The organism is Actinoplanes sp. NPDC049668, from assembly GCF_044465445.1.
Taxonomy (GTDB): Bacteria; Actinomycetota; Actinomycetes; order Mycobacteriales; family Micromonosporaceae; genus Actinoplanes.
Genome location: NZ_JBITLR010000005.1, coordinates 379,363 through 402,734, shown reverse-complemented (window position 1 = coordinate 402,734; position 23,372 = coordinate 379,363). Strand labels below are relative to the sequence as shown.

17 protein-coding genes are annotated in these 23,372 nt (G+C 70.9%); 7 read left to right on the top strand and 10 right to left on the bottom strand.

The genetic code is table 11. The features are described from left to right. Nucleotides 1-70: 70 nt before the first annotated feature. Nucleotides 71-1,048, bottom strand: coding sequence for an ABC transporter substrate-binding protein (locus tag ACIBSW_RS22925; RefSeq protein WP_404799429.1), 978 nt, complete (start codon nucleotides 1,046-1,048; stop codon nucleotides 71-73). Nucleotides 1,049-1,404: 356 nt separating this feature from the next. Here ACIBSW_RS22925 and ACIBSW_RS22920 point away from each other — a divergent pair, with 356 nt between their 5' ends. Continuing rightward, nucleotides 1,405-2,400, top strand: coding sequence for a LacI family DNA-binding transcriptional regulator (locus ACIBSW_RS22920; protein WP_404799448.1), 996 nt, complete (start codon nucleotides 1,405-1,407; stop codon nucleotides 2,398-2,400). A gap of 45 nt (nucleotides 2,401-2,445) precedes the next feature. On the opposite strand, the gene ACIBSW_RS22915 is transcribed toward ACIBSW_RS22920, so the two are convergent. From ACIBSW_RS22915 to ACIBSW_RS22905, 3 genes are read right to left on the bottom strand one after another with little or no spacing between them, the layout of a single operon-like run. Further along, a complete protein-coding gene (locus ACIBSW_RS22915; RefSeq protein ID WP_354730664.1) occupies nucleotides 2,446-3,561 on the bottom strand; it encodes a lytic polysaccharide monooxygenase in 1,116 nt (371 codons plus the stop codon). A 10-nt stretch (nucleotides 3,562-3,571) separates the two neighbouring features. Beyond that, on the bottom strand, nucleotides 3,572-6,496 hold the full coding sequence (locus ACIBSW_RS22910) for a glycoside hydrolase family 48 protein (protein WP_404799428.1): 2,925 nt from the start codon (nucleotides 6,494-6,496) through the stop codon (nucleotides 3,572-3,574). 28 nt (nucleotides 6,497-6,524) lie between these two features. Further along, the gene (locus tag ACIBSW_RS22905; protein ID WP_354728561.1) at nucleotides 6,525-9,200 is read right to left on the bottom strand and encodes a cellulose binding domain-containing protein; all 2,676 of its coding nucleotides are present in this window, start codon (nucleotides 9,198-9,200) and stop codon (nucleotides 6,525-6,527) included. Nucleotides 9,201-9,569: 369 nt separating this feature from the next. Between ACIBSW_RS22905 and ACIBSW_RS22900 the strand changes: the two genes are divergently transcribed. Continuing rightward, nucleotides 9,570-10,895 carry a cellulase family glycosylhydrolase gene (locus ACIBSW_RS22900; protein ID WP_354728593.1) on the top strand — a complete coding sequence of 442 codons (1,326 nt, stop codon included), beginning with the start codon at nucleotides 9,570-9,572 and terminating at the stop codon, nucleotides 10,893-10,895. A 131-nt stretch (nucleotides 10,896-11,026) separates the two neighbouring features. After that, complete coding sequence (locus ACIBSW_RS22895) at nucleotides 11,027-12,604, top strand: GGDEF domain-containing protein (protein WP_354728563.1); 1,578 nt, start codon at nucleotides 11,027-11,029, stop codon at nucleotides 12,602-12,604. On the opposite strand, the gene ACIBSW_RS22890 is transcribed toward ACIBSW_RS22895, so the two are convergent. The 6 genes from ACIBSW_RS22890 to ACIBSW_RS22865 form a co-directional block, all read right to left on the bottom strand. Beyond that, complete coding sequence (locus ACIBSW_RS22890; RefSeq protein WP_354728565.1) at nucleotides 12,591-13,349, bottom strand: hypothetical protein; 759 nt, start codon at nucleotides 13,347-13,349, stop codon at nucleotides 12,591-12,593. The two genes, ACIBSW_RS22895 and ACIBSW_RS22890, sit on opposite strands and share 14 nt — an antisense overlap. Next, complete coding sequence (locus ACIBSW_RS22885; protein WP_354728567.1) at nucleotides 13,336-13,860, bottom strand: SigE family RNA polymerase sigma factor; 525 nt, start codon at nucleotides 13,858-13,860, stop codon at nucleotides 13,336-13,338. The genes ACIBSW_RS22890 and ACIBSW_RS22885 overlap by 14 nt, the downstream gene beginning before the upstream one ends. A gap of 219 nt (nucleotides 13,861-14,079) precedes the next feature. Further along, entirely contained in the window at nucleotides 14,080-16,080 is a 2,001-nt protein-coding gene (locus ACIBSW_RS22880) for a beta-galactosidase (RefSeq protein ID WP_354728569.1), read from the bottom strand. Continuing rightward, on the bottom strand, nucleotides 16,077-17,420 hold the full coding sequence (locus ACIBSW_RS22875; protein WP_354728571.1) for a sugar ABC transporter substrate-binding protein: 1,344 nt from the start codon (nucleotides 17,418-17,420) through the stop codon (nucleotides 16,077-16,079). The genes ACIBSW_RS22880 and ACIBSW_RS22875 overlap by 4 nt, the downstream gene beginning before the upstream one ends. Before the next feature lie 12 nt (nucleotides 17,421-17,432). Continuing rightward, on the bottom strand, nucleotides 17,433-18,284 hold the full coding sequence (locus ACIBSW_RS22870) for a carbohydrate ABC transporter permease (RefSeq protein ID WP_354728573.1): 852 nt from the start codon (nucleotides 18,282-18,284) through the stop codon (nucleotides 17,433-17,435). Next, on the bottom strand, nucleotides 18,281-19,159 hold the full coding sequence (locus ACIBSW_RS22865; protein WP_354728575.1) for a sugar ABC transporter permease: 879 nt from the start codon (nucleotides 19,157-19,159) through the stop codon (nucleotides 18,281-18,283). The genes ACIBSW_RS22870 and ACIBSW_RS22865 overlap by 4 nt, the downstream gene beginning before the upstream one ends. 124 nt (nucleotides 19,160-19,283) lie before the next feature. Between ACIBSW_RS22865 and ACIBSW_RS22860 the strand changes: the two genes are divergently transcribed. The 4 genes from ACIBSW_RS22860 (at nucleotide 19,284) to ACIBSW_RS22845 (ending at nucleotide 23,366) form a co-directional block, all read left to right on the top strand. Beyond that, nucleotides 19,284-20,315: a LacI family DNA-binding transcriptional regulator gene (locus ACIBSW_RS22860; RefSeq protein ID WP_354728577.1), complete on the top strand. Its 1,032-nt coding sequence runs from the start codon at nucleotides 19,284-19,286 to the stop codon at nucleotides 20,313-20,315. 201 nt (nucleotides 20,316-20,516) lie between these two features. Beyond that, nucleotides 20,517-21,080 (top strand): ATP-binding protein, encoded by a 564-nt coding sequence (locus ACIBSW_RS22855; protein ID WP_354728579.1) that lies wholly within the window; start codon nucleotides 20,517-20,519, stop codon nucleotides 21,078-21,080. A gap of 50 nt (nucleotides 21,081-21,130) precedes the next feature. After that, on the top strand, nucleotides 21,131-21,508 hold the full coding sequence (locus ACIBSW_RS22850; RefSeq protein WP_354728581.1) for a VOC family protein: 378 nt from the start codon (nucleotides 21,131-21,133) through the stop codon (nucleotides 21,506-21,508). A 997-nt stretch (nucleotides 21,509-22,505) separates the two neighbouring features. Then, nucleotides 22,506-23,366, top strand: coding sequence for a hypothetical protein (locus ACIBSW_RS22845; protein WP_354728583.1), 861 nt, complete (start codon nucleotides 22,506-22,508; stop codon nucleotides 23,364-23,366). The last annotated feature ends 6 nt before the right edge of the window (nucleotides 23,367-23,372 follow it).

The following is a 23,372-nucleotide window of genomic DNA, read 5'->3' as shown; positions in this document are numbered from 1 at the left end:
TCTGGGGCGGCACCGCCCCGGCCGGCGGGGCCGGGGCGGTGCCGCGCTTGCGGTGGTGTCAGCTCAGAGCTCAGTACTGCCGGGTGGGCAGCGCGGCCGTGGCCTGCTCCTGGTTGAAGGTGGTCTCCTCGGTCAGCACCCGGGGCTCGATCGTCTCACCGGCGTGGACCTTCTTGGCCAGGTCCATCAGCTGTGGGCCGAGCAGCGGGCTGCACTCCACAATGAAGTTGATCTTGCCCTGGGAGAGCGCGGTCATGCCGTCCTTGACCGCGTCGACCGTGATGATCTTGATGTCGGTGCCGGGCTTCTTGCCGGCCGCCTCGATCGCCTCGATCGCGCCGAGACCCATGTCGTCGTTGTGCGCGTAGAGCACGTCGATGTCCGGGTGCGCCTTCAGGAAGGCCTCCATGACCTCCTTGCCGTCGGTGCGGGTGAACTGCCCGGTCTGCGAGGCGATGACCTTGAACTTGGGGTCGGCCTTGATGACGTCGCCGAAGCCCTCCTTGCGGTCGTTGGCCGGCGCGGCGCCGGGCGTGCCCTGCAGCTCCACGATGTTGACCGGCTCGGTCTTGCCCTCGTACTCCTTGACCAGCCACTCGCCCGCCTTCTTGCCCTCGAGCACGAAGTCGGAGCCGATGAAGGTCTTGTAGAGGGTGGTGTCCGGCGTGTCGACGGCGCGGTCGGTCAGGATGACCGGAATGTTGGCGTCCTTCGCCTCCTTGAGCACGGGGCCCCAGCCGGACTCGACCACCGGCGAGAAGGCGATCACGTCGACCCGCTGGGTGATGAAGTTACGGATCGCCTTGATCTGGTTCTCCTGCTTGCCCTGCGCGTCGAAGAACTTGAGCTCGATCCCGGCCTTGGAGGCCGAATCCTGGATCGACTTCGTGTTCGCCGTGCGCCAGCCGCTCTCGGCGCCGACCTGGGCGAAGCCCATGACCAGCTTGTCGTCGCCACCGCCGTCGCCGGCGCTGTCACCGCCGCAGCCGGCGAGGGCGCCGAGCGCCAGCGCGCCGGCCAGGACCGCTGCGGACCATCTCTTGAGCACAACGTCCTCCAGGTATCTCACTTGTTAGCGTTCACAATCTGACCTGTGCCGGTGCCGTCGGATCTTTGGGAGGGAGGGGGGTCGGCGACCCCGCTGCGTCGGGGGTAGTGGCGCGCGGAGCAGCCGTTCTGCTGCGATGCAGTGGCTACCGTCACATGGGTGCGTTTCAGGAGTGTTACCGTTCCCAAACGCGGCGTCAAGAGACGACCGCTGATTGACGCCAGAAAGCGTCAGACACGACGGCGACACCCAGGTCACGAGGACAGTTCGGAAACCTCCGAGACCTACACTGTGGTCGACCACAGCGCCAGGGCGACGGGGGGAACTGCGTGGCATCGAAGAAGCCGGTGGCGGTCATGCGGGACGTCGCCAAGCTCGCCGGCGTGTCGCACCAGACCGTTTCGCGGGTGCTCAACGAGCACCCGAACGTCCGGCAGGAGACCCGGGAACGGGTCCTCGAGGCGATGGAGTCGCTGGACTACCGCCGCAACCTGGCCGCGCGGACCCTGGTCACCCGCCAGTCGCACACGCTGGGCATCATCGGCTTCGAGACCACCCTGTTCGGGCCGGCCTCCATGCTCTACGGCATCGAGGACGCCGCCCGCACGGCGGGCTACCTGGTCAGCATCGCCATGGTGCGCAACCTCGACCGGCGCCCGGTGCTCGAGGCGGTCGACCGGCTGCGCCAGCACGCGGTCGACGGCATCATCGCGATCGCGCCCAAGCCGGCCGTCACCAACGGCCTGCTGCAGGCACCCTCGGACCTCTACTGTGTCGCGGTCGGCGGCGCCGGTGAGGCCGGCGCGGTGCCGACGGTACGCATCGACAACGCCACCGGCGCCCGGCTGGCCACCGAGCACCTGCTCGCCCTGGGCCATCGCACGGTGCACCACGTCGCCGGCCCGGCGGACTGGCCGGAGGCGCAGGAGCGCATCGCCGGGTGGCGCGACGCGCTGCAGCGGGCCGGCGCCGAGGTGCCCCCGATCGTCCCGCAGTCCTGGAACGCCGAGTCGGGCTACCTGCAGGGCCAGCGGCTGGCCCGGGACGAGTCCGTCACGGCCGTCTTCTGCGCCAACGACCGGATCGCGCTCGGCGTGCTGCGCGCCCTGCACGAGGCCGGTCGCCGGGTGCCCGAGGAGGTCAGCGTCGTCGGTTTCGACGACATGCCCGACTCGGGATACTTCATGCCGCCGCTGACCACCGTGCGCCAGGACTTCGCGGAGCTGGGCCGGCGCAGCCTCACCCTGCTGCTCGAGCACATGGCCGAGCCGGACGACGACGCGGCCTCCCCGGCTCATATCACCGTCACCCCCGAACTCGTCGTCCGCGGCAGCACCGCGGCACCACGGTAAAGGGGCCCGGGAGCGCCCTATCGCTCCCGGGCCCCGTTCCTCACCTCACGGTGTGGTGCAGGTCAGGTTCTGCACGGACGTCGGTGCGGTACCGGTGCCGAGGAACCCGAATGTGGTGTGGCTGCCGGCCGCGACCGTCCCGTTCCAGGACTCGTTCTTGACCGTGGCCAGTGAGCCGCTGCCGGTGTATCTGCCGCTCCACAGCTGACTGATCGTCTGCGCACCGGGGAACGTCCATGACACCGTCCAGTTGTTCACGGGTGTAGCGCCGGCGTGCACCATGACCTCGCCCTGCCACCCGCCGTTCCAGGCGCCGGTGACGTTGTACATCGCGGAGCAACCGGCGCTGCCCGTCGGCGGCGGGCTGGTCGGCGGGCTTGTCGGCGGGCTGGTCGGCGGGCTGGTCGGCGGGGTCGTCGGCGGCGTGGTCGGCGGCGTGGTGGTGCCGTCCCCGATCCCGGTCACCTCGCCGTTACCGCCGTCGAAGGTCACGTCCGAGCAGCCGTAGAACGTCTCCGCGCTGTCCGAACGCGCCCACACCGAGTAGATCAGGTGGCGGCCGGTCTTGCCCGACGGCAGGTTGCCCGTCCACGAATAGCGGCCGTCGTTGGTGCCCGGCCCCCCGACCGACGCCGGGTTGACCACCTGGGAGAACGGGGTCGACTCGAGATCGCTCCAGGCCAGCGGCCGGGTCGGGCTCCAGGTGTTCTTGGTGATGTACAGCGAGAACGTGCCGGGGTGCTTCGCCCAGTTGTTGTAGTCGAAGCGCATGCTGGCACCCGACGTCAGGTGGGTCACCGGGAAGTCGTTACGGGCCAGGTTGTAGCCGGTGAAGTCGTACGGGCCACCGGTGCCGCCGCTGCACAGCTGACCGTCCGGGATGAAGCCGGCCATCCGGCCGGCGCCGTCGGAGCGCAGCACGGCGAACCAGTTGTAGAGCGGTGTGGTGCCGCTCTGCGCCACCGCGGCGGCGCAGGCGGGGTTCTTGGGAATGATCGCGCCGTTGGTGCCGGACAGCCCGTCCTTCCAGCAGAAGTAGGTGCGGCTGCCGGGCGCCATCATCGCGCCGTGCGCCGAGGCCTCGCTCTGCAGCACCGTCACCCCGACGCCGGTGGCCAGCAGGACGGCCGCCGCGTACAGGAAACTTCGTCTGCGTCTCATGACTTTCCTCTCAGCCGTTCGGGAAGAGACGGGCGAAGTCCGCGTAGCCGGTGGCGACGTCGACCTGTGCCCAGAATCGGTGGTAGTTGAAGGTGGGCGCCGCACCGCCGTTCAGGTACGCCTGGACCTTGGGGAAGTCCGGGTCGTTGCGGTAGAAGGAGCGGATGTCCAGGAAGGACTTGCCGGGGGCGATCACGTCGCCGTTCGGCATCTTGCCGGTCCAGCCCGGCGGGATGTAGAGACCCTGCCCGGTCGAGGCGTTGTAGACGTCGTCGAACCGGTTGTAGTCGGCGCGGGTCTCGGTAACCGAGACGCCCTTCGAGTCCTTCTTCGTCCAGATCGCGTCGAGCAGGTTCTTCGCCGCGGTCTTGGCGCTCGCGTTGCCGGACTTGGCGGCGTAGTAGGTCAGCAGCTTCGCGAACGAGCCGGCGACGCCCAGGTCCTGACCCTTGCTCTTGACCGTGACGTGCAGGTTGGTGTTCGCGGCCGGGCTGGAGGGGTTCCAGGTGGCCGGCGCGCCCGACCAGGTCATGTCGGACGGGATCTCGAAGTTGGTCGCACTGATGGTGGAGTTCGCGAGCGCCCACGGCACCCACTTGTCCAGGACCGACTTGGCCTTGGCGTCGCCGGTCAGGTAGTAGTACTCGGCCAGCCGCTCCAGGGACCAGGTCTGCATGCCGAACCACTGGTTGGACGGCGGGTCGGCGTACACCGGCGCCTCGACGTAGGCCAGGCCGTAGAACGTCGGAGTGCCGGACGGCGGCGCCGAGTAGTTGCCGTTCCAGCTGTTCGTCGCGCCGCCGGCGATCGCGCCCTCGGACGACTGCAGCCACTGGTAGAACTCGAGCTGCCGGTTCAGGCTGGCCTGCCAGTCGGCCTTGGCGGTCGGCGACTTGGGCGCCAGCGCGGTGGTGTTGCTCAGCACGTACGCCGCCATCGGGTTCTGGTATCCGAAGTGGCTGGTGCTCGAGCCGATCCGCCACGCCCAGCCGGCGCTGGTGTCGTAGGCGCCGCCCCAGGCGTAGTACCAGGACATCAGGTTGTTCGAGGCGTTCTTGCCGGTGCCGGCCGGGCAGCCGGTGGAGGTGCAGCCGGGCTGCTTGAAGTACTTGTCGTAGAACGAGTACCGCAGGTAGTCACCCATCTTGGCGGCGTTGGCCACCGCGGTGGAGATCTGCGACTGCTTGCCCTGCGCGGTCGCCCACTGGTTGGCCCAGTACGCGACCTGCACCGCGCGCGAGTCCGCGTCCGGCGCGTTGGTGTACTTCCATTGCTTGGCGTAGCTCGCGTCCTTGGTGAACAGGTCGAGGTAGCCGTTCGGGCCGCCGTGCTTGAACGTGTCACAGGACGGCTGCGGCACGGTCTCCCAGGTGGACTCCTGCGGCCCGCGCTGGAACGTGTTGATGTACGTGACCCGGCTGGTCCCGTCGCCGCAGTGGCCGAAGCCGTACGTGTTGTCGACGTCCAGCAGCCAGTGCATGCCGTAGATGTCGTCGGTGCCGTACGCGCTCTTCAGCTCCGCCGCGAGGGGGTCCGTGCCGACCGTGACGCCGGTGTCGAGCTGCGACGGGTACGACGACGGCAGCGGGTGCTCGGCGGCGTAGGTCGCCGGCTTCGACGCGTTGTAGTTGGCGTTGGTGGGCTGGTCGGCGTGCGACGGGATGATGTACTTCTCCATCGACGTCCACGCCGCGTTGAACGGCGCCCAGTTGCCGCTGACCTGGCCGTACTCGGCCTCGAGCCACAGCCAGTAGCTGAACGCCTCGGACGTGGTCTCGTGGCCGTGGTCGGGCGCCTCGTCGATCAACGTCTCGATCGAGTGGTAGGGCACGCCCTCGGGGCTGAAGTAGCCGTTGGCCGAGTTCTTGATGTCGTTGTACAACTGGGTGAACCGCGCGTTGGCGCTGCCCTGTGCCAGGACGGTCGCGACGACGCTCGCCGCCGTGTGGCCGGTCGCCGTCGCGCTGAACGTAGCGCTGGTGTTCTCGGCCGCCGCCGCGGTCGCCGCGACGGTCACCGTCTGCGCGGTGTTCCAGTTGGACGTGGTGAACGTCAGCGAGGCGGGGGTCGCCGACACCGTGGTCGCACCGGCGCTACGGGCGATCGCCACCGTGGTGCTCGCCGTCGGCGCCTTGGAGAGCGACACCTTGAACGTGGTGGTGCCGCCGGGCGAGACGGTCACGGACGTGGGATCGGCGACGACCGTCGGGTTGGTCGAGGCGTCGACGAAGACCGGCACGTCGGCGGTCGCGCTCTTCGCGCCCGTCGAGTCGTACGCGATGGCCTGCAGGTGGTACGCCGCCGTCTGCGCGGGGACGCTGGCCCAGGTGTACGCGTACGGCGCCGCGGTGTCGGAGTTCAGCAGCAGGCCGTCGTGGTAGAACTCGACCCTGCTGATGGTCCGGCCGCTGGTCGCGGTCGCCGTCGCCGCGATCGGGATCGAGGCGGGCGCGGTGTACCGGGTGTTGGCGGCCGGGCTGGTGATCGCCACGGTCGGCACGGCGGCCGTCTGGTTGCAGGCGGTGCCGTTGAGGGTGAACGCCGTCGGCACCGGGTTGGCGCTGCCGAACGTGCCGTTGAAGCCGGTGCTGACCGAGGCGCCGGTGCCGAGGTTGCCGTTCCACGCCGCGTTGTTGACCGTGACGTGCTGGCCGCTCTGCGTGTAGACGCCGCTCCAGCCCTGCGTCACCCGCTGCGACGAGTCGGGGAAGTCGAACTCCAGGCGCCAGCTGGTCACCGGGTCGCCGGTGTTGGTGATGGCGATGTCGCCGGTGAAGCCGCCGCTCCACTGGCTCTGCACGCGGTACACCACCGTGCACGCGGCGGCTGCCTGCGCCGGCGAGGAGCCGGCGACGACCAGGCCGGCGCCGAGGAGTACCGCGGCCGACGCGGCCAGGCCGCGTCGACAACGGGTTCTCCGGGACAGAAATCTCATCGCTGGTCCTTCCTGGGGGTGGGGAGGGTCATGACGTGGCCGCACAGGAGATCGGCGCGGGGACGGGGTTGCTGCCGGTCCACGAGGCGATGAAGCCGAGCGTGGCGGTCGCGTTCGGTGCCACGGCACCGTTCCAGCCGGCGTCGCGGACGGTGACCGCGGTGCCGCTCTGTCCGCCGGTGCCGCCCCACACCTGGGACAGGGTCTGCCCGGCGGTGAAGGTCCAGCCGACGGTCCAGGACTTGGTCGCCGCGGTGCCGGTGTTCCGGACGACCACCTCGCCCTGGAAGCCGCCCTGCCAGGACCCGGTGATCCGGTAGGTCGCCGCGCAGCCCGAGGCGGGCGGCGGCGTGGACGGCGACGGGGACGGCGACGAGGTGGACGGGGACGACGACGGCGAGGAGGTGGACGGGCTCGGCGACGGCGTGGAGGTGCCGCCCAGGCGGTCGGCGTAGAGGATGCCGCGGCCGTTGGTGCCGAGGTAGACGCGGCCGTACACCCGGGGGTCGCCGGCGAGGGCGTCGCCCGCGTTGCCGTACTGGTGCGCGTCGTCGTTGATCCGCACCCAGGAGGCGCCGCCGTCGTCGGAGCGGAACACGCCCGCCACGCCGCCGGCGGTGCCGACCAGGAAGACCGCGGGGTACGCGGCGCCGGGCGCCGCCTTGCCGAACGCGACGTTGATGCCCGAGGTCACCCCGGCGACGGCCGCGAAGGTGGCGCCCGAGTCGGTGGAGTGCAGCAGCCCGGTCTCGCCGGCCAGCCAGACGTCGCCGGCCTTGCCGGGCACGGCGTGGAGGTTGACCCGGCCGGTCGACGGCATCGCGGCGGCCGAGGCGGCGAACGTGACCCCGCCGTCGGTGCTGCGGTAGAACCGGCCCGCCGCGTACCCGTAGAAGGTCTTGGGGTTGACCCGGTCGCTCTCCACCTTGGCGCCGGCGGGCAGTCCGGCCGACCTGGTCCAGGAGCTGCCGCGGGTGGTCGAGTAGTGCACCTCGGCGCCGGCCGGCGCCCAGACCACCGCGTTGGCGTCGGCCGAGACGGCCACCGAGCCGCCGCCGGTGACGCCGGCGGGCTCCTGGCCCGCGTACCAGTTGCGGCCGCCGTCGCTGGAGACGCCGATGTGCGGCGCCGCGTCGGCGTTGCCCACCCGCACGAAGACCTGCGGGTTGAGCTCGGCGAAGTCGAGGCTGGTGTTGCTGCCCAGGCTCGGCTGGTCGTGGAAGGTCGCCGGCACCGCGTCGAGGTCGGCGTGGTGGAAGCCGCCGATGTCGCCCAGAGCGCTGACCAGCGGGGCGCCCGAGGGCGGGCTGGCGAGGTCGAGGACCGCGGTCTCCTCGAGCCCCTTGGCCATCGGCCGGATGCTGAACGTGGTGTTGCTGTCCCAGTTGGTGAGCTGGGTGGTGGCGTAGACGGTGGCGCCCGTGCCGTAGAGCATCCGGTTGGAGTCGAACGGGTCGATCTCGACGGACTCGTTCATCCAGCCGAGCTTGGGTGTCGCCTCGGGCGGCTGCGGGTTGGTGTTGAAGTCCAGCCACGGGTTCGCCGAGATGTCCATGGTGTAGCGCTTGGTCTGGCTCGGGTAGCCGTTCCAGTCCCAGATCCGGGTCCAGGTCGCCCCGCTGTCGGTGCTCCGGAAGAAGATCGCGTCCGGCCACCAGGAGATCTGGGTGGCGACCACGAGCGTGCCGGGCTTCTGCCGGTCGACGGTCAGGCCGGAGTAGCCGAAGTAGAGGTCGGCGCCGGCGCTGAGCTTGACCGGGCTGACGTCGGTCCACTCCCCCGTCACGGTGTTGTAGCGCGCGACCTGGCCCTTGGCGCCGTCGTAGGGGCCGCCGGTGTCGCTGGTCGCGACGTACAGGTAGTGGTTGACCGAGTCCAGCACGCCCTTGTGCGCCAGGTAGCCGGTCGGCTGCCCGGCGATCCGGGACCAGGTGGCCCCGCCGTCGGTGGAGCGGTAGACCGGGTTCTCCTTGTCGGCGACGCCGACGTAGACGTCGCGGGTGACGTCGTCGAAGGTCACCCAGGTCAGGCCCTGGTTCTGGCTCAGGTAGCCGTTGGTGTCGCTCGGGTCCTGCACGTAGTTGCCGGCGTTCGGGAACGCGGTGACCTTCGCCCAGGTGGCGCCGTAGTCGGTGCTGCGCCACAGGCCGTTGCCGCCCTCGGCGGCGAAGAAGACGTGGCTGTTGTCGTGCGGGTCGACGGCCAGCCGCTCGCCCATGCCGCGGCCCGGCATGTTGCCGCCGTTCTTGAACGGCAGCCGGGTGACCTGCCAGCTGGCGCCGCGGTTGGTGGAGCGCAGGATGGCGCCGTTGTTGGGATCCCAGCTGTTGGTGTACATGCCGACGGCCGCGTACACCCGGTCGGGGGCGACGGGGTCGGTGGCGATGCTGAGCACCCCGTTGTAACCCCAGTTGTCCTGGCCGACCCAGTCCAGCAGCGGCACCCAGTTCTGCCCGGCCTGATTCCAGCGGTACGCGCCGCCGATGTCGGTGCGGGCGTAGATCAGGTTCTTCTCGGCGCGGTTGAAGATCAGGCCGGGCACGAAGCCCCCGCCGTCGATGCGCACGTTCTTCCAGGCGTACGTGTCGGCGGCGGCGGCCGCGGCGGCGCGGGCGGCCGGAGGACGGCCGGCCGCCTGCGCCACGAAGGGCGTCGCACCGAGCAGCAGTGCGGCGGCCGCCAGGGTGATGAATCGGCGTCGCAAAGGGATTCCTCTCCGAGCACGTCGCGGCGCCGGGGGAAGCGCCATCGACGGACGTCTCTCATGGGAGCGCTCCCATGAATGTGTCCCGCCGTCATCTGGTTGTCAAGAGCTCGAAACATTTCGATGGAGTGAGAAGCGTGTTGACACAACTGAACCGAGTAGGTAGGAAGATGCCTGTCGATCCATCGTGGGAGCGCTCCCGAACCGATGGCGACTTCACCCCCGCCGACTCACCCGTCTGCGCTGCCCGCCATCGGTGCGACCCACTCACCCGCAACGACCGGCGGCGCGAGCCGCCCGAGGAGGACACCCGTGAGACGACGCAGACTGTTCGGCGGCCTGGCCGCCCTGTTGGTGGCGGTGACCGGCATGGTCGCCGTGGCGGCGCAGCCGGCACAGGCCGCCGCCGGGTTCACCGTCAGCGGCACCCGCATCCTGGACGCCAACGGCAACAACTTCGTGATGCGCGGGGTGAACCACGCACACACCTGGTATCAGGACCGCACACCCCAGGCGCTGGCCGACATCAAGGCGCTCGGCGCCAACACGGTCCGCATCGTGCTCGGCAGCGGACAGCGCTGGGGACCGGACAACGCCGCCAACGTGTCCGCCGTGATCACCCAGTGCAAGGCGAACCGCCTGATCTGCGTGCTGGAGGCCCACGACACCACCGGGTACGGCGAGCAGAGCGGCGCCGCGACCCTCGCCCAGGCGGTCGACTACTGGATCAGCGTCAAGAGCGCGCTCGCCGGGCAGGAGCGCTACGTCATCCTGAACATCGGCAACGAGCCGTACGGCAACAACAACGCGGCCGGATGGGTCGCGGACACCAAGAACGCGATCACCCGGCTGCGCGCCGCCGGCTTCGAGCACTCCATCATGGTGGACGCGCCGAACTGGGGCCAGGACTGGACCTTCACGATGCGCGACAACGCGGCCTCGGTCTTCGCCACCGATCCGCAGCGCAACACGATCTTCTCGATCCACATGTACGGCGTCTTCGACACCGCCGCGGAGATCAACGACTACCTGGGCCGGTTCATCACTGCCGGACTGCCGATCGTGGTCGGCGAGTTCGGCCACAACCACTCCGACGGCAACCCCGACGAGGACACCATCCTGGCCACCGCGCAGAGCCGCGGCATCGGCTACCTGGGCTGGTCCTGGAGCGGCAACGGCGGCGGCGTCGAGTACCTCGACCTGGTCACCAACTTCAGCGCCGCCGCGCTGACCTCCTGGGGCCAGCGGCTGTTCAACGGCGCCAACGGCATCAAGGCCACCTCCCGCGAGGCGTCCGTGTTCGGCGGCACCCAGCCCACCACCCCGCCGACCACTCCCCCGACCTCACCGCCGACGTCACCGCCCACCTCCCCGCCGACCTCGCCGCCCGCCGGCCGGACGTGCACGGCCACCTACGCGGTGACCGGCTCGTGGGGCAGCGGCTTCCAGGGCGCGGTGACCGTCACCGCCGGCAGCTCGGCGATCACCTCCTGGACCGTGACCTGGACCTGGCCCAGCGGCCAGCAGTTCACCAACACCTGGAACGCCTCGGTCACGTCGTCCGGCTCGGCCGTCACGGCCCGCAACATGCCGTACAACGGCTCGGTGCCGGCCCGGGGCAGCACCAGCTGGGGCTTCACCGCCAGCTCGACCGGCACCAACACCGCGCCGACCCCGGTCTGCGCGGCCGCCTGACCACCGTCACCCCGCCCCTGCGGCCCGGCCCGTCACCCCGGGCCGGGCCGCAACCCGTCCGCTCCCGTGACCACACCGGTCACGCACCCGGTCGCCGCGAATCTGGGAACCTGCCCACCCTCAGGAGCATCGTGACCACCACACACGCGCCGGCACAGGCGGACCGCCTGGCCGAAGTGCTGCTGAACCTGGAGAACGGCGACCTGCCGGCCTACCCGCCGGACGTGCCCGCGGCAGAGCGCGCCGAGCGGGAGGCCGCCGCCCTCGACCGCACCGACCTCGTCCTGCGCGCCCGGCTCGTCGGCGCCACCGCCATGATGCGCAAGGGCGACACGGTGGCCGGTGGGCGCATCATCCACCAGGTCCACCCGGAGGCCGTCGCGCTGGGCGACCAGTATCTGCTGGCCCGCTGCCACCGCGCCCTGGCCCTCTTCTTCCGCCAGCTCGGCGACAACGCCACCGGGCTGGAACACGCCATCCAGTGCATGTCGCACACCTCCGAGGACGTGCCGTCGCCGCTGCGAGCCCGGCACCTGATGGGCCTGGCCGTGCTGCTCGACGAGACCGGGTCGCAGCAGGAGGCCGTGCGCGTCTTCGAGGAGGCGTTCGTCATCGCCGCCGCCAACCGCGACGGCCTACTGGCGATCAAGCTGCTCAACAACATCGCCTACTCCGCGTACGAGCGGGGCGACCTGCAGGCCGCGGAGGAGCTCGAGCGGCAGATGTGGGCGACCTCCGAGAAGTTCGGGGAGCCGCTGGCCGGCACCGTCCTGGACACCCTCGCCCGGCTCGCGATGCTCGCCGGCCGGCACGCCGACGTGGAGTCCATCCTCGCGCCCCTGCTCGGCGAGGACCCGCCGGCGCCGTATCTGCTCGACGACGGCGACACGCTCGAGGAGGCCCTGCTCACCGCCGCCGAGGCACAGCGCGCGCTCGGCGAGATCGACCGCGCCCAGGAGCTGCTGGACCGGGCCCTGCGGCTGTGCGCCGAGCACGGCCTGGCCGGCCAGCACGCCCGGGCCCGCGAGCAGCAGGCCCTCGTGTACGCAGCCGCCGGGCGCTACCAGGAGGCGTTCGAGGAGTACCGCCACTTCCACGCCGAGACGCAGCGGCTCACCTCCGCGGAGCAGGACGCCCGGTCCCGGGCCCTGCAGGCGGTGTACGAGGCGGAGGAGGCGCGCCGGGCTACCGACGAGTTCCGCGAGCTGGCGCACCGCGACGCGCTCACCGGCCTGCACAACCGGCGCCACGTCGACGAGGAGCTGCCGGCGGCGCTCGACGCGGTCGCGACGACCGGGCCGCTCTCGGTCGCGCTGATCGACCTGGACCACTTCAAGCGGATCAACGACACGCTGTCGCACGCGACCGGTGACGTGGTGCTGCGGCGCTTCGCCGGCCTGCTCACCGCCGCCGCGCCCGACGACGCCGTGGTCGCCCGGCTCGGCGGCGAGGAGTTCGTCGTCGTGCTGCCCGGTGCGGACGAGGCCGCGGCCTGGATCGCCGCGGAGCGCATCCGCATGGCCGTCGCCGGGCACGACTGGACGCCCACCACCCGCGAGCTGACGGTGACCTGCAGCATCGGCATCACGACCGTGACCGGAGCCGGCCCGACCGCGGGCGCGGTGCTGGCCGCGGCCGACCGCAACCTCTACGCCGCCAAGCGCAGCGGCCGCGACCGGGTCTGCGGCGACCGGGTCAGCCGGCCGTGAACACGCCCGTGACCTGCGCGTCCCGGCCGCCCGCGGTGGCCTCGGCCGAGTAGGTGTCGCCCGCCGCGGAGCGCCGGCCCGGTGCGTGGCTGAACTGCGCCGCGAAGGTGTAGCGGCCCGGCGCGAGCACGGCGCCCTCGGCCAGGGTGAAGCGGAACACCAGCAGGTCGCCCTTGCGGCTACTGGCGATGGTCAGCAGGTTTCCCGCCACGGTGGTGAACCGACCGGCCTCGACCAGGCCCGGCGTCATCGCGACGTTGACGGTGACCGCGAGCGCCGTCAGGGGCCTGGTGTTCTCGATCACCACGTTGTCCTGCGCCCAGCCGTCCGTCGAGTTCCGGTCGACGGCGCCCGCCGAGGACAGATAGCCGTCCCGGCCGGGATCGGCCGCCGGCGGCTTCTTCGTCTTCGTGGCGGTGCCGCTGCTGGTCGACACCCGCGGGGGCGCCGTGGCCGACGGCGGCGGACCGGTCGGCGCGACGGGCGTCGGGGCGGCCACCGGCGCGCCGTCCGGCCCGCCGCCGTCGGCGAGCCGCACGCCGGCGATGCCCAGCACGAGCACCACCGCCACCGCGAGCGCCGCGGCCGCCGGGCGCAGCAGGGCGAAGAGGCGTTCCTTGAGGGCGGGTTCGCGCTCCGCGCGGCCGCGGGCGATCCGGTCCAGCATCGCCCCGCGGTCCGGCCGGTGCCGCTCCGCCTCCTCGCGCAGCACGAAGCGGAGGTCGTGCTCGTCAAGCCGTCGCACTCAGTCCTCCCGTCGTCACTGGCAGTTGCTTCAGGTACTCGCTGAGCTGGGCCGCGCCCCGCGAGGTCAGGCTCTTCACCGCGCCGACGGAGATGCCGAGGATCTCGGCGACCTCGCGCTCCGGCACGTCGAACCCGTACCGCAGCACCACGCACTCGCGGCGGCGCAGCGGCAGGTGGCGCAGGGCCGCCCGGACGTCGAGGACCGCGGGCGTGTCGGGCTCGGCCCGGTCGCGGCGCAACAGGCCGAGGCCGAGCAGGCCCAGCCGCTCCCGGCTCTGCCGCTTGATCCACTGGCGGGCCAGGTTGGCCAGGATGCCGCGGGCGTACGCGATCGGGCTGTCGGCGGCCTCGACCCGCTCCCAGTGCCGCCACACCTCCAGGAACGCGTCGGCCGCCAGGTCGTCGGCCACCCCGGAGTCGCCCGTGACCAGGTACGCGAGCCGCGACAGGTCCGCGTGGTGCTGCTCGAAGAACCGCCGGAAGGCGCGCTCGTGATCGGTGTCCCTCACACGGTCCTTCCTGTCGTACGGGTGGAAACCGGCTACCCCGGCTGTCGGGGATAACGGAACCGGAGCAGCCGGGGTTCATTTGTGGTTGGGGGACGGCGGCCAGGTACCCGCGGGGAGGCCGGTTGAGGTCCTGATGGAACGGCCTCCCCGCGGATCACTTGCCCCCTCAGTTGCCCGTGGGGCCGGAAAGGTTGCCAGCCGGCGAAGAAAATCTCCGGGTCACTCCGGGCGGCGCAGGACCGCGACTCCCCCGGACTCGAGCAGCGCCGCCGAGCCGTGCAGCGGCTCGCCGTCCAGGCCGGTCAGCTCGACCGGCCCGGCCGTGCGGTTGATCAGAAACCAGAAGTCGCCACGGACCGCGAGCTCCACCCGGCCGCGCAGGGCGGCCGGCAGCTCACTGCCGATCCCGGCGCGGGTCAGCAGCTCGCCGAGCACCGGCGCCAGGCCGTCCGGCCCGAGCCGGGTCGAGACGTACGCGGCCGAGCCCGCACCGGCCGGCCGGCGGGTGATGGCGGGGCCGCCGCCGGTGTACGAGGCCAGCACCTCGACGTCCGCGCCGGTGACCCTGAGCCGGTCGGTCCAGAGGGTGCCGATCAGCCCGTTGTCGAGCTCGGCCCGCTCGTCGTCGGGCAGCGGCGCGAACTCCTCGATGCGGATGCCGAGCAGCTCGCGCAGCGGCCCCGGGTAGCCGTCGAGCCAGACGTGGTCGTGCTCGTCGACGATGCCGGAGAAGTACGTGGTCACCAGGTGCCCGCCGCCGTGCGCGTACGCCCGCAGCCGGTCGGCGAGCTCGGCCGGCACGACGTGCAGCACCGGCGCGACCACCAGGTCGTAGCCCGACAGGCCGGCCGAGACGGGCACCACGTCCGCCCGCACGCCCAGGTCGAGGAAGGCCGAGTACCAGTCGAGGGCCTCCTGGCGGTAGCGCAGCCGGTCGGTCGGGTGCGAGTCCTGCTCGCTGGCCCACCACGACGTCCAGTCGAAGAGGATCGCCGCCCGGGCCGGGCGCCGCGCCGTACCCGCGACCGGGGCCAGCCGCCGCAGCGTGTCGCCGAGGGCGACCACCGACCGGAAGACCTCGGAGTCGCGGCCGGCGTGCGGCAGCATCGCCGAGTGGTACTTCTCGGCGCCCGCCGCCGACTGGCGCCACTGGAAGAAGCAGACCGCGTCCGCGCCGTGCGCCACGTGGGTCAGCGAGTCGCGGGCCAGCTCGCCGGGCTTCTTCGGCACGTTGACCGGCTGCCAGTTCACCGCGCTGGTCGAGTGCTCCATCAGGAACCACGGGCGGCCGCCCGCGACGTGGCCGGTGAGGTTCGCCGAGAAGGAGAGCTCGTCGAGGGCCCGCGGGCCGCGCCGCACGTAGTGGTCGTTGGAGACGAAGTCGATCTCCGCCGCCCAGTCCGCGTAGTCCATCGCCTTCTGGTCGCCCATGATCATGAAGTTGGTCGTGGCCGGCACGTCCGGGGTGAGCTCGCGCAGCACCGCGCGCTCGGCGCGCAGGTAGTCCTTGAGCGCGTCGGAGGAGAAGCGCTTGAAGTCGAGCTGCTGGGTCGGGTTGGGGTGGGTCGCCGCCTGCCGGGGCGGCAGGATCTGCTGCCAGTCGCCGTAGTGCTGCGACCAGAACGAGGTGCCCCAGGCCGCGTTCAGTGCGGCCAGGTCGCCGTAGCGGGTCCGCAGCCAGGCGCGGAACGCGGCGGCGGCGTCCTCGGAGTAGTCGTAGACGTTGTGGCAGCCCAGCTCGTTGGAGATGTGCCACGCGGTCAGCGCCGGGTGGTCGCGGTAGCGGGCGGCCATCGTGCGCACCAGCCGCAGCGCGTGCGCGCGGAACACCGGCGAGGTCGGCCGCCAGTGCTGGCGGCCGCCCGGCCACACGGTCGCGCCGTGCCGGTCGACGGGCAGGATCTCGGGGTGCTTCGCGGTCAGCCACGGCGGCGGGGACGCCGTCGCCGTGGCCAGGTCGACCGCGATGCCGCCCGCGTGCAGCAGATCCATGACCTCGTCGAGCCAGCCGAAGTCGTGCTCGCCCTCGGCCGGCTCGAGGCGCGCCCACGAGAAGATCGCGAGCGAGACGACGGTGATCCCGGCGGCCCGCATGGCCGCCACGTCGTCGTCCCAGGTGGAGCGCGGCCACTGCTCCGGGTTGTAGTCCGCGCCGTACTCCAGCCGGGGCGCGCCCGCGGGGTCGGGCCGGCGCAGCCAGCGGTGTGGTGTCGGGCTCACTTGACGGTGAAGCCCTGCTCGGTGCCGTACTTGGCGGACTGCTGCTGCCATGCCTTGAGGCCGTCCGCGAGGGTCGTCGACGACACGTACGCCTTGCCGACGGTGTCGTTGAAGACGCTGTTGGCGTACACCTGGAACGGCAGGTACGTCCAGCCGGGCACGACCGCCTGCGCGGACTGGGCGAAGATCTCGTTGGCCTTCTGGCCGCCGAAGTACTCGAACTCGTCGCCGAGGAACGCCGGCGAGGTCAGCTGCGCGGTGGTCGCCGGGAACGCGCCGTTGTCGACCCGGATCTGCACGCCGTCACCCACGGCGGCGTACTTGAGGAACGCGTACGCCAGGGTCTTGTCGGCGGCCTTCTCCGGGATTGCGAGGGAGCTGCCGCCGTTCTCCGCGCTCGCCTTGGCGCCCGCCTGCCACTGCGGCAGCGGGGCGACGCGCCACTTGCCCGCGCCGCTCGGCGCGCTCGAGGTGAAGTTCGCCGGCATCCAGGCGCCCGTGGCCAGGGTGGCGATCGAGCCGTTGCTGATGCCCTGGAACCACTGGTCGCTCCACGGCGCGATCGGCGCCAGCAGCTTCTCGCTGATCAGCGTCTGCCAGACGTTGACGAACTCGGTCGCGCCCGGGTCCGAGAAGTCGATCGTGACGGTGGTGCCGTCGACCTGGTACGGCTTGCCGCCGGCCTGCCAGATCATGCTGGTGGTGAAGCCGGCGTCGCCGGTGTCGCTGGTGATGTACGCCTTCGGGTCGGCCTTGTGCAGCTTGCGGGCGGCGTCCAGGTACTCGGCCCAGGTGGCCGGCACCGCGATGCCGTGCTTGTCGAAGACCTCCTTGTTGTAGAACAGCGCCATCGGGCCGGAGTCCATCGGCAGGCCGAAGACGCCGTCGCCGCTGTGCACCGAGGCCCATGGGCCGGGGGTGAACGTGTCCTTCAGCGACCCGGCCGAGAACCGGCCCAGGTCGGTGACCGACTTGGCGAGCGCGAACTGCGGCAGCGCGTAGTACTCGAGCTGGGCGACGTCCGGGACGCCGGAGCCGGCCGCGATCGCGTTCTGCAGGGCGGTGTACTGGTCGTTGCCCGTACCGGCGTTGACGAGGTTGATTTTGACCTTGGGGTTGGCCTGCTGGAACTTGGCGACCACCTGCTTGAGCGTGGGCTCCCAGGCCCACACCGTCAGGGTGCCGCCCTTCTCCAGGGCGGCCTGCACGTCGGCGTCGGAGACGGCGGCGGTGGTGGTGGAGCCGCCGCCCTCGTCGTCGTCGCCGCAGGCGGAGAGGGCCAGGACGGTGGCTGCGGCCGCGGCTGCCGCGATCAGGCGCCGCCGGGTGATGGTTGGCATGGACGTCCCCTTCTATTGCTTGACGCTGCCGGCGGCGAGGCCGGACTGCCAGTACCGCTGCAGCAGCAGGAACGCGGCGAGCAGCGGGAGGATCGTCAGGAGCGATCCGGTGATGACGAGGTGGAAGACGGCGGTGCCGCCCGCGGTGGTGGCCTGCTGGTTCCAGGCGTTGAGCCCGACGGTTAGCGGGTACCAGTCCGGGTCCTTGAGCATGATCAAGGGGAGGAAGTAGTTGTTCCAGGTCGCGACCATGCTGAAGAGCAGGACCGTGACGATGCCCGGCGCGAGCATCGGCACGCAGATGGTGAAGAAGGTCCGCGCCTCGCTCGCGCCGTCGACCCGCGCGGCCTCGATGATCTCGTCCGGGATCGCCTCGGCCGCGAACGTCCACATCAGGTAGAGCCCGAACGGCGTGATCAGCGACGGGATGATGACCGACCACGGCGTGTTGGTCAGGCCCAGCCGGCTGAACATCAGGAACGTGGGCACGGCGAGCGCGGTGCCGGGCACGGCGACCGCGCCGATGACGGTGACGAAGACCGCGCGCCGGCCCGGGAAGTCGAACTTGGCCAGCCCGTAGCCGGCGAGCACGGCGAGGAACGTCGCGCCGCCGGCGCCGGCGACCACGTAGAGCAGGGTGTTGCCGAGCCAGCGCAGGAAGATGCCGTCGTCGTAGGTGAGGGTCAGGCGGATGTTCTCCCAGAGGGCGAAGCGCCCGTCGTCGAACCCCAGGCCGAACGAGGTGAACAGCCCGTCCTGCGTCTTGGTGGCGTTGACGATCAGCCAGGCGAGCGGGACCAGGCTGTAGATCAGCACGATCCCGGTGAGCGCGGTCAGCACCGTGCTGCGGCGGCGCCGGGTCACCGCTCAGCGCTCCTGGTGCCGCGCAGCTGCACGGCGTACGCGATGACCATGGTGATGACGCCCATCAGGATGGCCACGGTGGCGGAGTAGTTGTACTGCTGCCCCGAGAAGGAGAGCGAGTACGCGTACAGGTTCGGGGTGAAGTAGGTGGTGATCGCGTTCGGCGCCAGGCCCTGCAGGATGCTCGGCTCGTTGAACAGCTGGAAGCTGCCGATCACCGAGAAGATGGTGGCGACGACCAGGGCGCCCCGGATGGCCGGCAGCTTGATCGCCCGGATGATCCGGAGCTCGCCGGCGCCGTCGATCTCGGCCTGTTCGTAGAGCGTGCCCGGCACCGTGCGCAGCGCCGAGTAGAAGATCAGCATGTTGTAGCCGACGAACTCCCAGGTCACGATGTTGGCGATGGAGGCGAGCACCCAGCTCGGCTGCAGCGGGTCCGGCAGGCTGGTGCCGAGGGCATCGTTGATGTTGCCGATCAGGCCGAAGCGGGAGCCGTACATGAAGCCCCACATCATCGTCGCGACGACCGCCGGCACCGCGTACGGCAGGAAGATCGAGACCCGGAAGAAGGCCCGGCCGTACAGCCGGCCGCTGTCGATCGCGAGCGCGACCAGCAGGGCGAGGAGCAGCATGATCGGCACCTGCACGACCAGGAAGAGCGAGACCCGGCCGAGCGCGGACCAGAAGTTGGGATCGGTGAGCGCCTGCCGGTAGTTGTCCAGGCCGACGAACGAGTTGCCGCCGATCAGCCGGTTCCGGAACAGGCTGAGATACATCGCGTACGCGATGGGCGCGAGGAAGACCAGCGCGAAGACGACCATGAACGGGGCGACGAACTGCCAGCCCGCCCAGGACCGCCGCCGCCTCGCGCCCACGGTGTCACCCTCCGCCCTCGTCGATGTTTGCGTAAACATCCCGCGCCGCGCGCTATGTTTGCGCTAACATCGAGGCCGATGGTTTCACCGCGATTGCGGGATCGTCAAGAAGGAGTTGCCGCCGATGACGGCAGGCCGCACCCGGCGCACCGGCCGGGCGGTATCGATGGCCGACGTGGCCCGGCTCGCCGGCGTCTCCGCGCAGACCGTGTCCCGCGTCTCCACCGGACACCCGGGCGTCGTCGAATCGACCCGCCGGCAGGTGCTCGCCGCCATGCAGGAGCTGGGCTACCGCCCCAACAGCGCGGCCCGCGCGCTCAAGCTGGGCGAGTTCCGCACCATCGGCGTCATCCTCTTCACGCTCGCCACCACCGGCAACAGCCGCACGGTCGAGGCGATCGCCGGCTACGCGGCCAAGGAGGGCTACGCGATCACGCTGATCCCGGTCGCGGTGCCCACCCAGGACGGCGTCCTGGGCGCCTTCACCCGCCTCGGCGAACTCGCCGTCGACGGCGTCATCGTGATCATGGAGGTGCACCTGCTCGACGCCGCGAACCTCACCCTGCCCCCGGGCGTGCAGGTCGTCGTCGTCGACTCCGACGCCGGCGACCGCTACCCCGTAGTCGACACCGACCAGGCCGACGGCGCGCGCCAGGCCGTCCAGCACCTGCTCGACCTCGGCCACGAGACGGTCTGGCACGTGACCGGCCCGGCCGAGTCGTTCGCCGCCGAGCGCCGCACCCAGGCGTGGCGGCGGACCCTGCTGGAGGCGGGCCGCCCCGTGCCGCCGGTGCACCGCGGCGACTGGTCCGCGGACTCCGGCTACCGCGCCGGCCTGGCCCTGGCCGCGGAGCCGCGGTGCACGGCCGTCTTCGCCGCCAACGACCAGATGGCGCTCGGGGTGCTGCGCGCGCTGCACGAGCACGGCCGGGCCGTACCCGGCGACGTCAGCATCGTCGGCTTCGACGACATACCGGACTCGTCGTCGTACCTCCCGCCGCTGACCACGGTGCACCAGGACTTCGCGGAGGTCGGCCGCCGCTGCGTGCAGGGCCTGCTGCGGCAGATCCGCGACGAGCCGGACGGGCCGGGCACGGTCCTGGTGCCGACCCGCCTGGTGCGGCGCGCCAGCACCGCTCCCCCGCCGTCGAACTGATCACCTGGCCGGGACGGCGGTGGCCGGCCGGTCCGTTATGGTGACGGCATGGGTTGCTCCGCCGCCATGCAGATCCGCGCCGCCGCACAGCGGCGGTAAGGCGGTTGCCGCCTGCCCCGCTGGATCGGTGTCCCGCCGGCAGCCAGCCCACCTCCTCCTGCGCGCTGCCGGATCGTCCATCGTGATCCGGGGAGCAAGTCCGTGTCTCAGCAACTCCCATCACCACAGCTCATCCTGATCGTCGGGCTGCCCGGCGCCGGAAAGACCACCCGGGCCGGAGAGCTCGCCGCGGCGCACCGCGCGCTGCGGCTGACCCCGGACGAGTGGATGATCGCCCTCTTCGACGGTTCGCAGCCCGACGGCAAGCGCGACCTCCTGGAGGGGCGCCTCATCGCACTGTCGCTGCAGGCGCTGCGGCTGGGCACCAGCGTCGTGCTCGACTTCGGGCTCTGGAGCCGCGACGAGCGCTCGGCGCTGCGCTGCCTGGCGACCTCGGCCGGCGCGTCCTGCCAGGTCGTCTACCTGCCCGTCGACCGGGACGTCCAGCGCGCCCGGATCGCACACCGCCAGGCGAACGCCCCGCACACGACGTTCCCGATGACCGACGCCGACATCGACGAGTGGCGCACACAGTTCGAGGCGCCCGACGCGGCCGAGCTGAGCGGCTCCGGCCCGGTCCCGGACCCGCCGCCGGGCTGGCCCGACTGGCCGGCGTGGGCCGCACACCGCTGGCCGTCGCTCGCGCCGGCTCGGCCGTCCAGATAGGCGTCGGACAGCGGTCAGATTCTGACCTCAATGGCGTGAAGAATGAGTGCATGACATCGACGTGGAAGATCGAACTCATCCCCGTGCCGGTCACCGACGTTGACCGGGCCAAGGCGTTCTACGAGCGGATCGGCTTCAACGCCGACCACGACCACCGGGTCCACGAAGGCCTGCGGTTCGTGCAGCTCACGCCGCCCGGCTCGGCCTGCTCGATCGTGATCGGCGACGGCATCACCGAGAAGGTGCCCGGCACCCAGGAGATCCAGGTGGTGGTCCCCGACGCCGAGGCCGCCCGCAAACACCTCGTGGACGCCGGCGTGGAGGCCGGCGAAGTCGACGCGCAGGCGTGGGGGAACTTCGTCCACTTCCGCGACCCGGACGGCAACAGCTGGTCGCTGCAGGCGATCGCGTCCCGGCCGAACGGCTGACGGTAGCTGGAGCGGGTGTGGCCGCCGCGGGCCAGTCACCCATCTGTGCGGAACGCCGTTCACCTGGATGATGCCGCCGTATGGTGGTGTCGGCTCGACCGGCACAGGGCCGGGTCAACCACGATCCCACTGGAGAAATTCATGAATTCTCGGACCGGTTCGACCGGCTTGAGCGTCGCCGGCCGGCGGCGCGGCGGCGAGGGCGGCAGTTTCTGCTGACCCGGCGGCGTCGCGTGCGGCCGTGCCGCGCACGCGTGCAGTGGGTATGACGGGCCGGGGCTCGTCGCCCCGGCCCGTTCGTCATTCAGCCTGTTCAGGGTGGCCCGAGCGGCAGCTCGAAGCGGCGGCGAACGCGGGGCCTCCGCTCTGCTCGAGGCGGACCGGCGGCGTCAGCGGCCTGGGTACTCCGTCCCGAGGCCGGGTGCTCATTCTCCACTCCGGCGTCAGGCCCAGTTCAAGACCGCCGTCGTGAGGCCGACGAGAATCGCGGACAGCAGCAGAGCCGTCGCGAGCAGGCCGTTCGTGCCGATCAGGGCGGCCAGCCGCGACCTCATGTTTCCGCCCTCACCCCCCTCGGCCGGCGCCGCCGGCCCGGATTCGGGGTTCTCCGGCCGAGGCCGGGCTAGGGCAGGACCCGGCGATGGGATCCGCATGATGATCGCCTCCGCGAGTGGATCGATCGAGGACTTCTTATCGACCGTGCACAATGTAACCTTCCGTAGGATGCGAGAGCCGGTGCTGTCCGGCAATGACTTCCCGGCGCTTTAGACCCTCCGTGTGGAAGGTGGCATGCCGCCCTCCTGCATTCGCTCGGCGGATCGGACTGAACATTGCCGGCGGCCGTCCGATCATCCGACCCCGGAGGTGAGGGTCACCCGGTAGGGTGTTTGGGCTTTCGGCGGGCGCTGCGCAGGATGGCTGGACCACAGCAGCGGAGCGGGAGGAACTGATCGAGCCACCGTCCGGACCGGCGAAAGTCCGTCGCTGGAGGAAGCCGGTGATCCTCGCGGTCGTATTCACCGGCATCGTTCTCGGCGTGGTTGCCGACATCGCGCAGCTCAGTGTCATGCCGACCGGGTTCAGTCGCTTCCTTCTGATCGCGGTGTTTCTGACCGGCCTGCTCTATCTCGTGATCCAGATCTGGCACCTCTTCTTCCTGGAGAAGGTGCGTGAGCTGCGCGGAGAGGTCGCTGCGGGCGCCTTGACACTCAGCGAGGTGCGCTCGGCGCACCAGCGGTGCCTGGAGGCGATCGAGCGAACCAGCGACCGGGAGCGCCCGCTGTTCTCGGAGACCCTCGAGGTCACCGTGATCATCGGTAAGGACGACGATGCGGATCTCGTCGTCGAGAAACGGATCACCACGCCCGCGCCGCTGGTCACCAATCGGACGATGCGCCCGATCGTTCCCACGTATCTCGAACGAATCTGCAGCAAGGACGACATCGGATTCACCGCGCACCGCGAAGGCGGCGAGATCACGGTCATCCCGCTCCGCGAACAGATCAATGCGCTGAAACTCTGGCTGGTCTTCGATCCCGCGATGTCGGTGCCGTCGGAATGGCGCGTGGAATACCGCCCGAAGGGATTGTGGCAGCCATTGCGCAAGCAGGGCTTCGACCATTTAGGGTGGGACGATCGCCTGCAGACGACAAACGGAACACCATCTGCCTTCACCTTCTTCTCGATATCGTTCCATTTTCCGGCCGGCAGCAGCCCGATCGTCAAGGAACTGCACGGCCACGGCGAGCTGAGTCCTCCGGACAAGAACGACGACGGCACGTGGAAGGTGGTCTGGCGGGACAAGGATCCCGCCGGGCGGCGCTACGACTGGGACATCGGGCAGGCCTTGGACAAGTGACCCTCG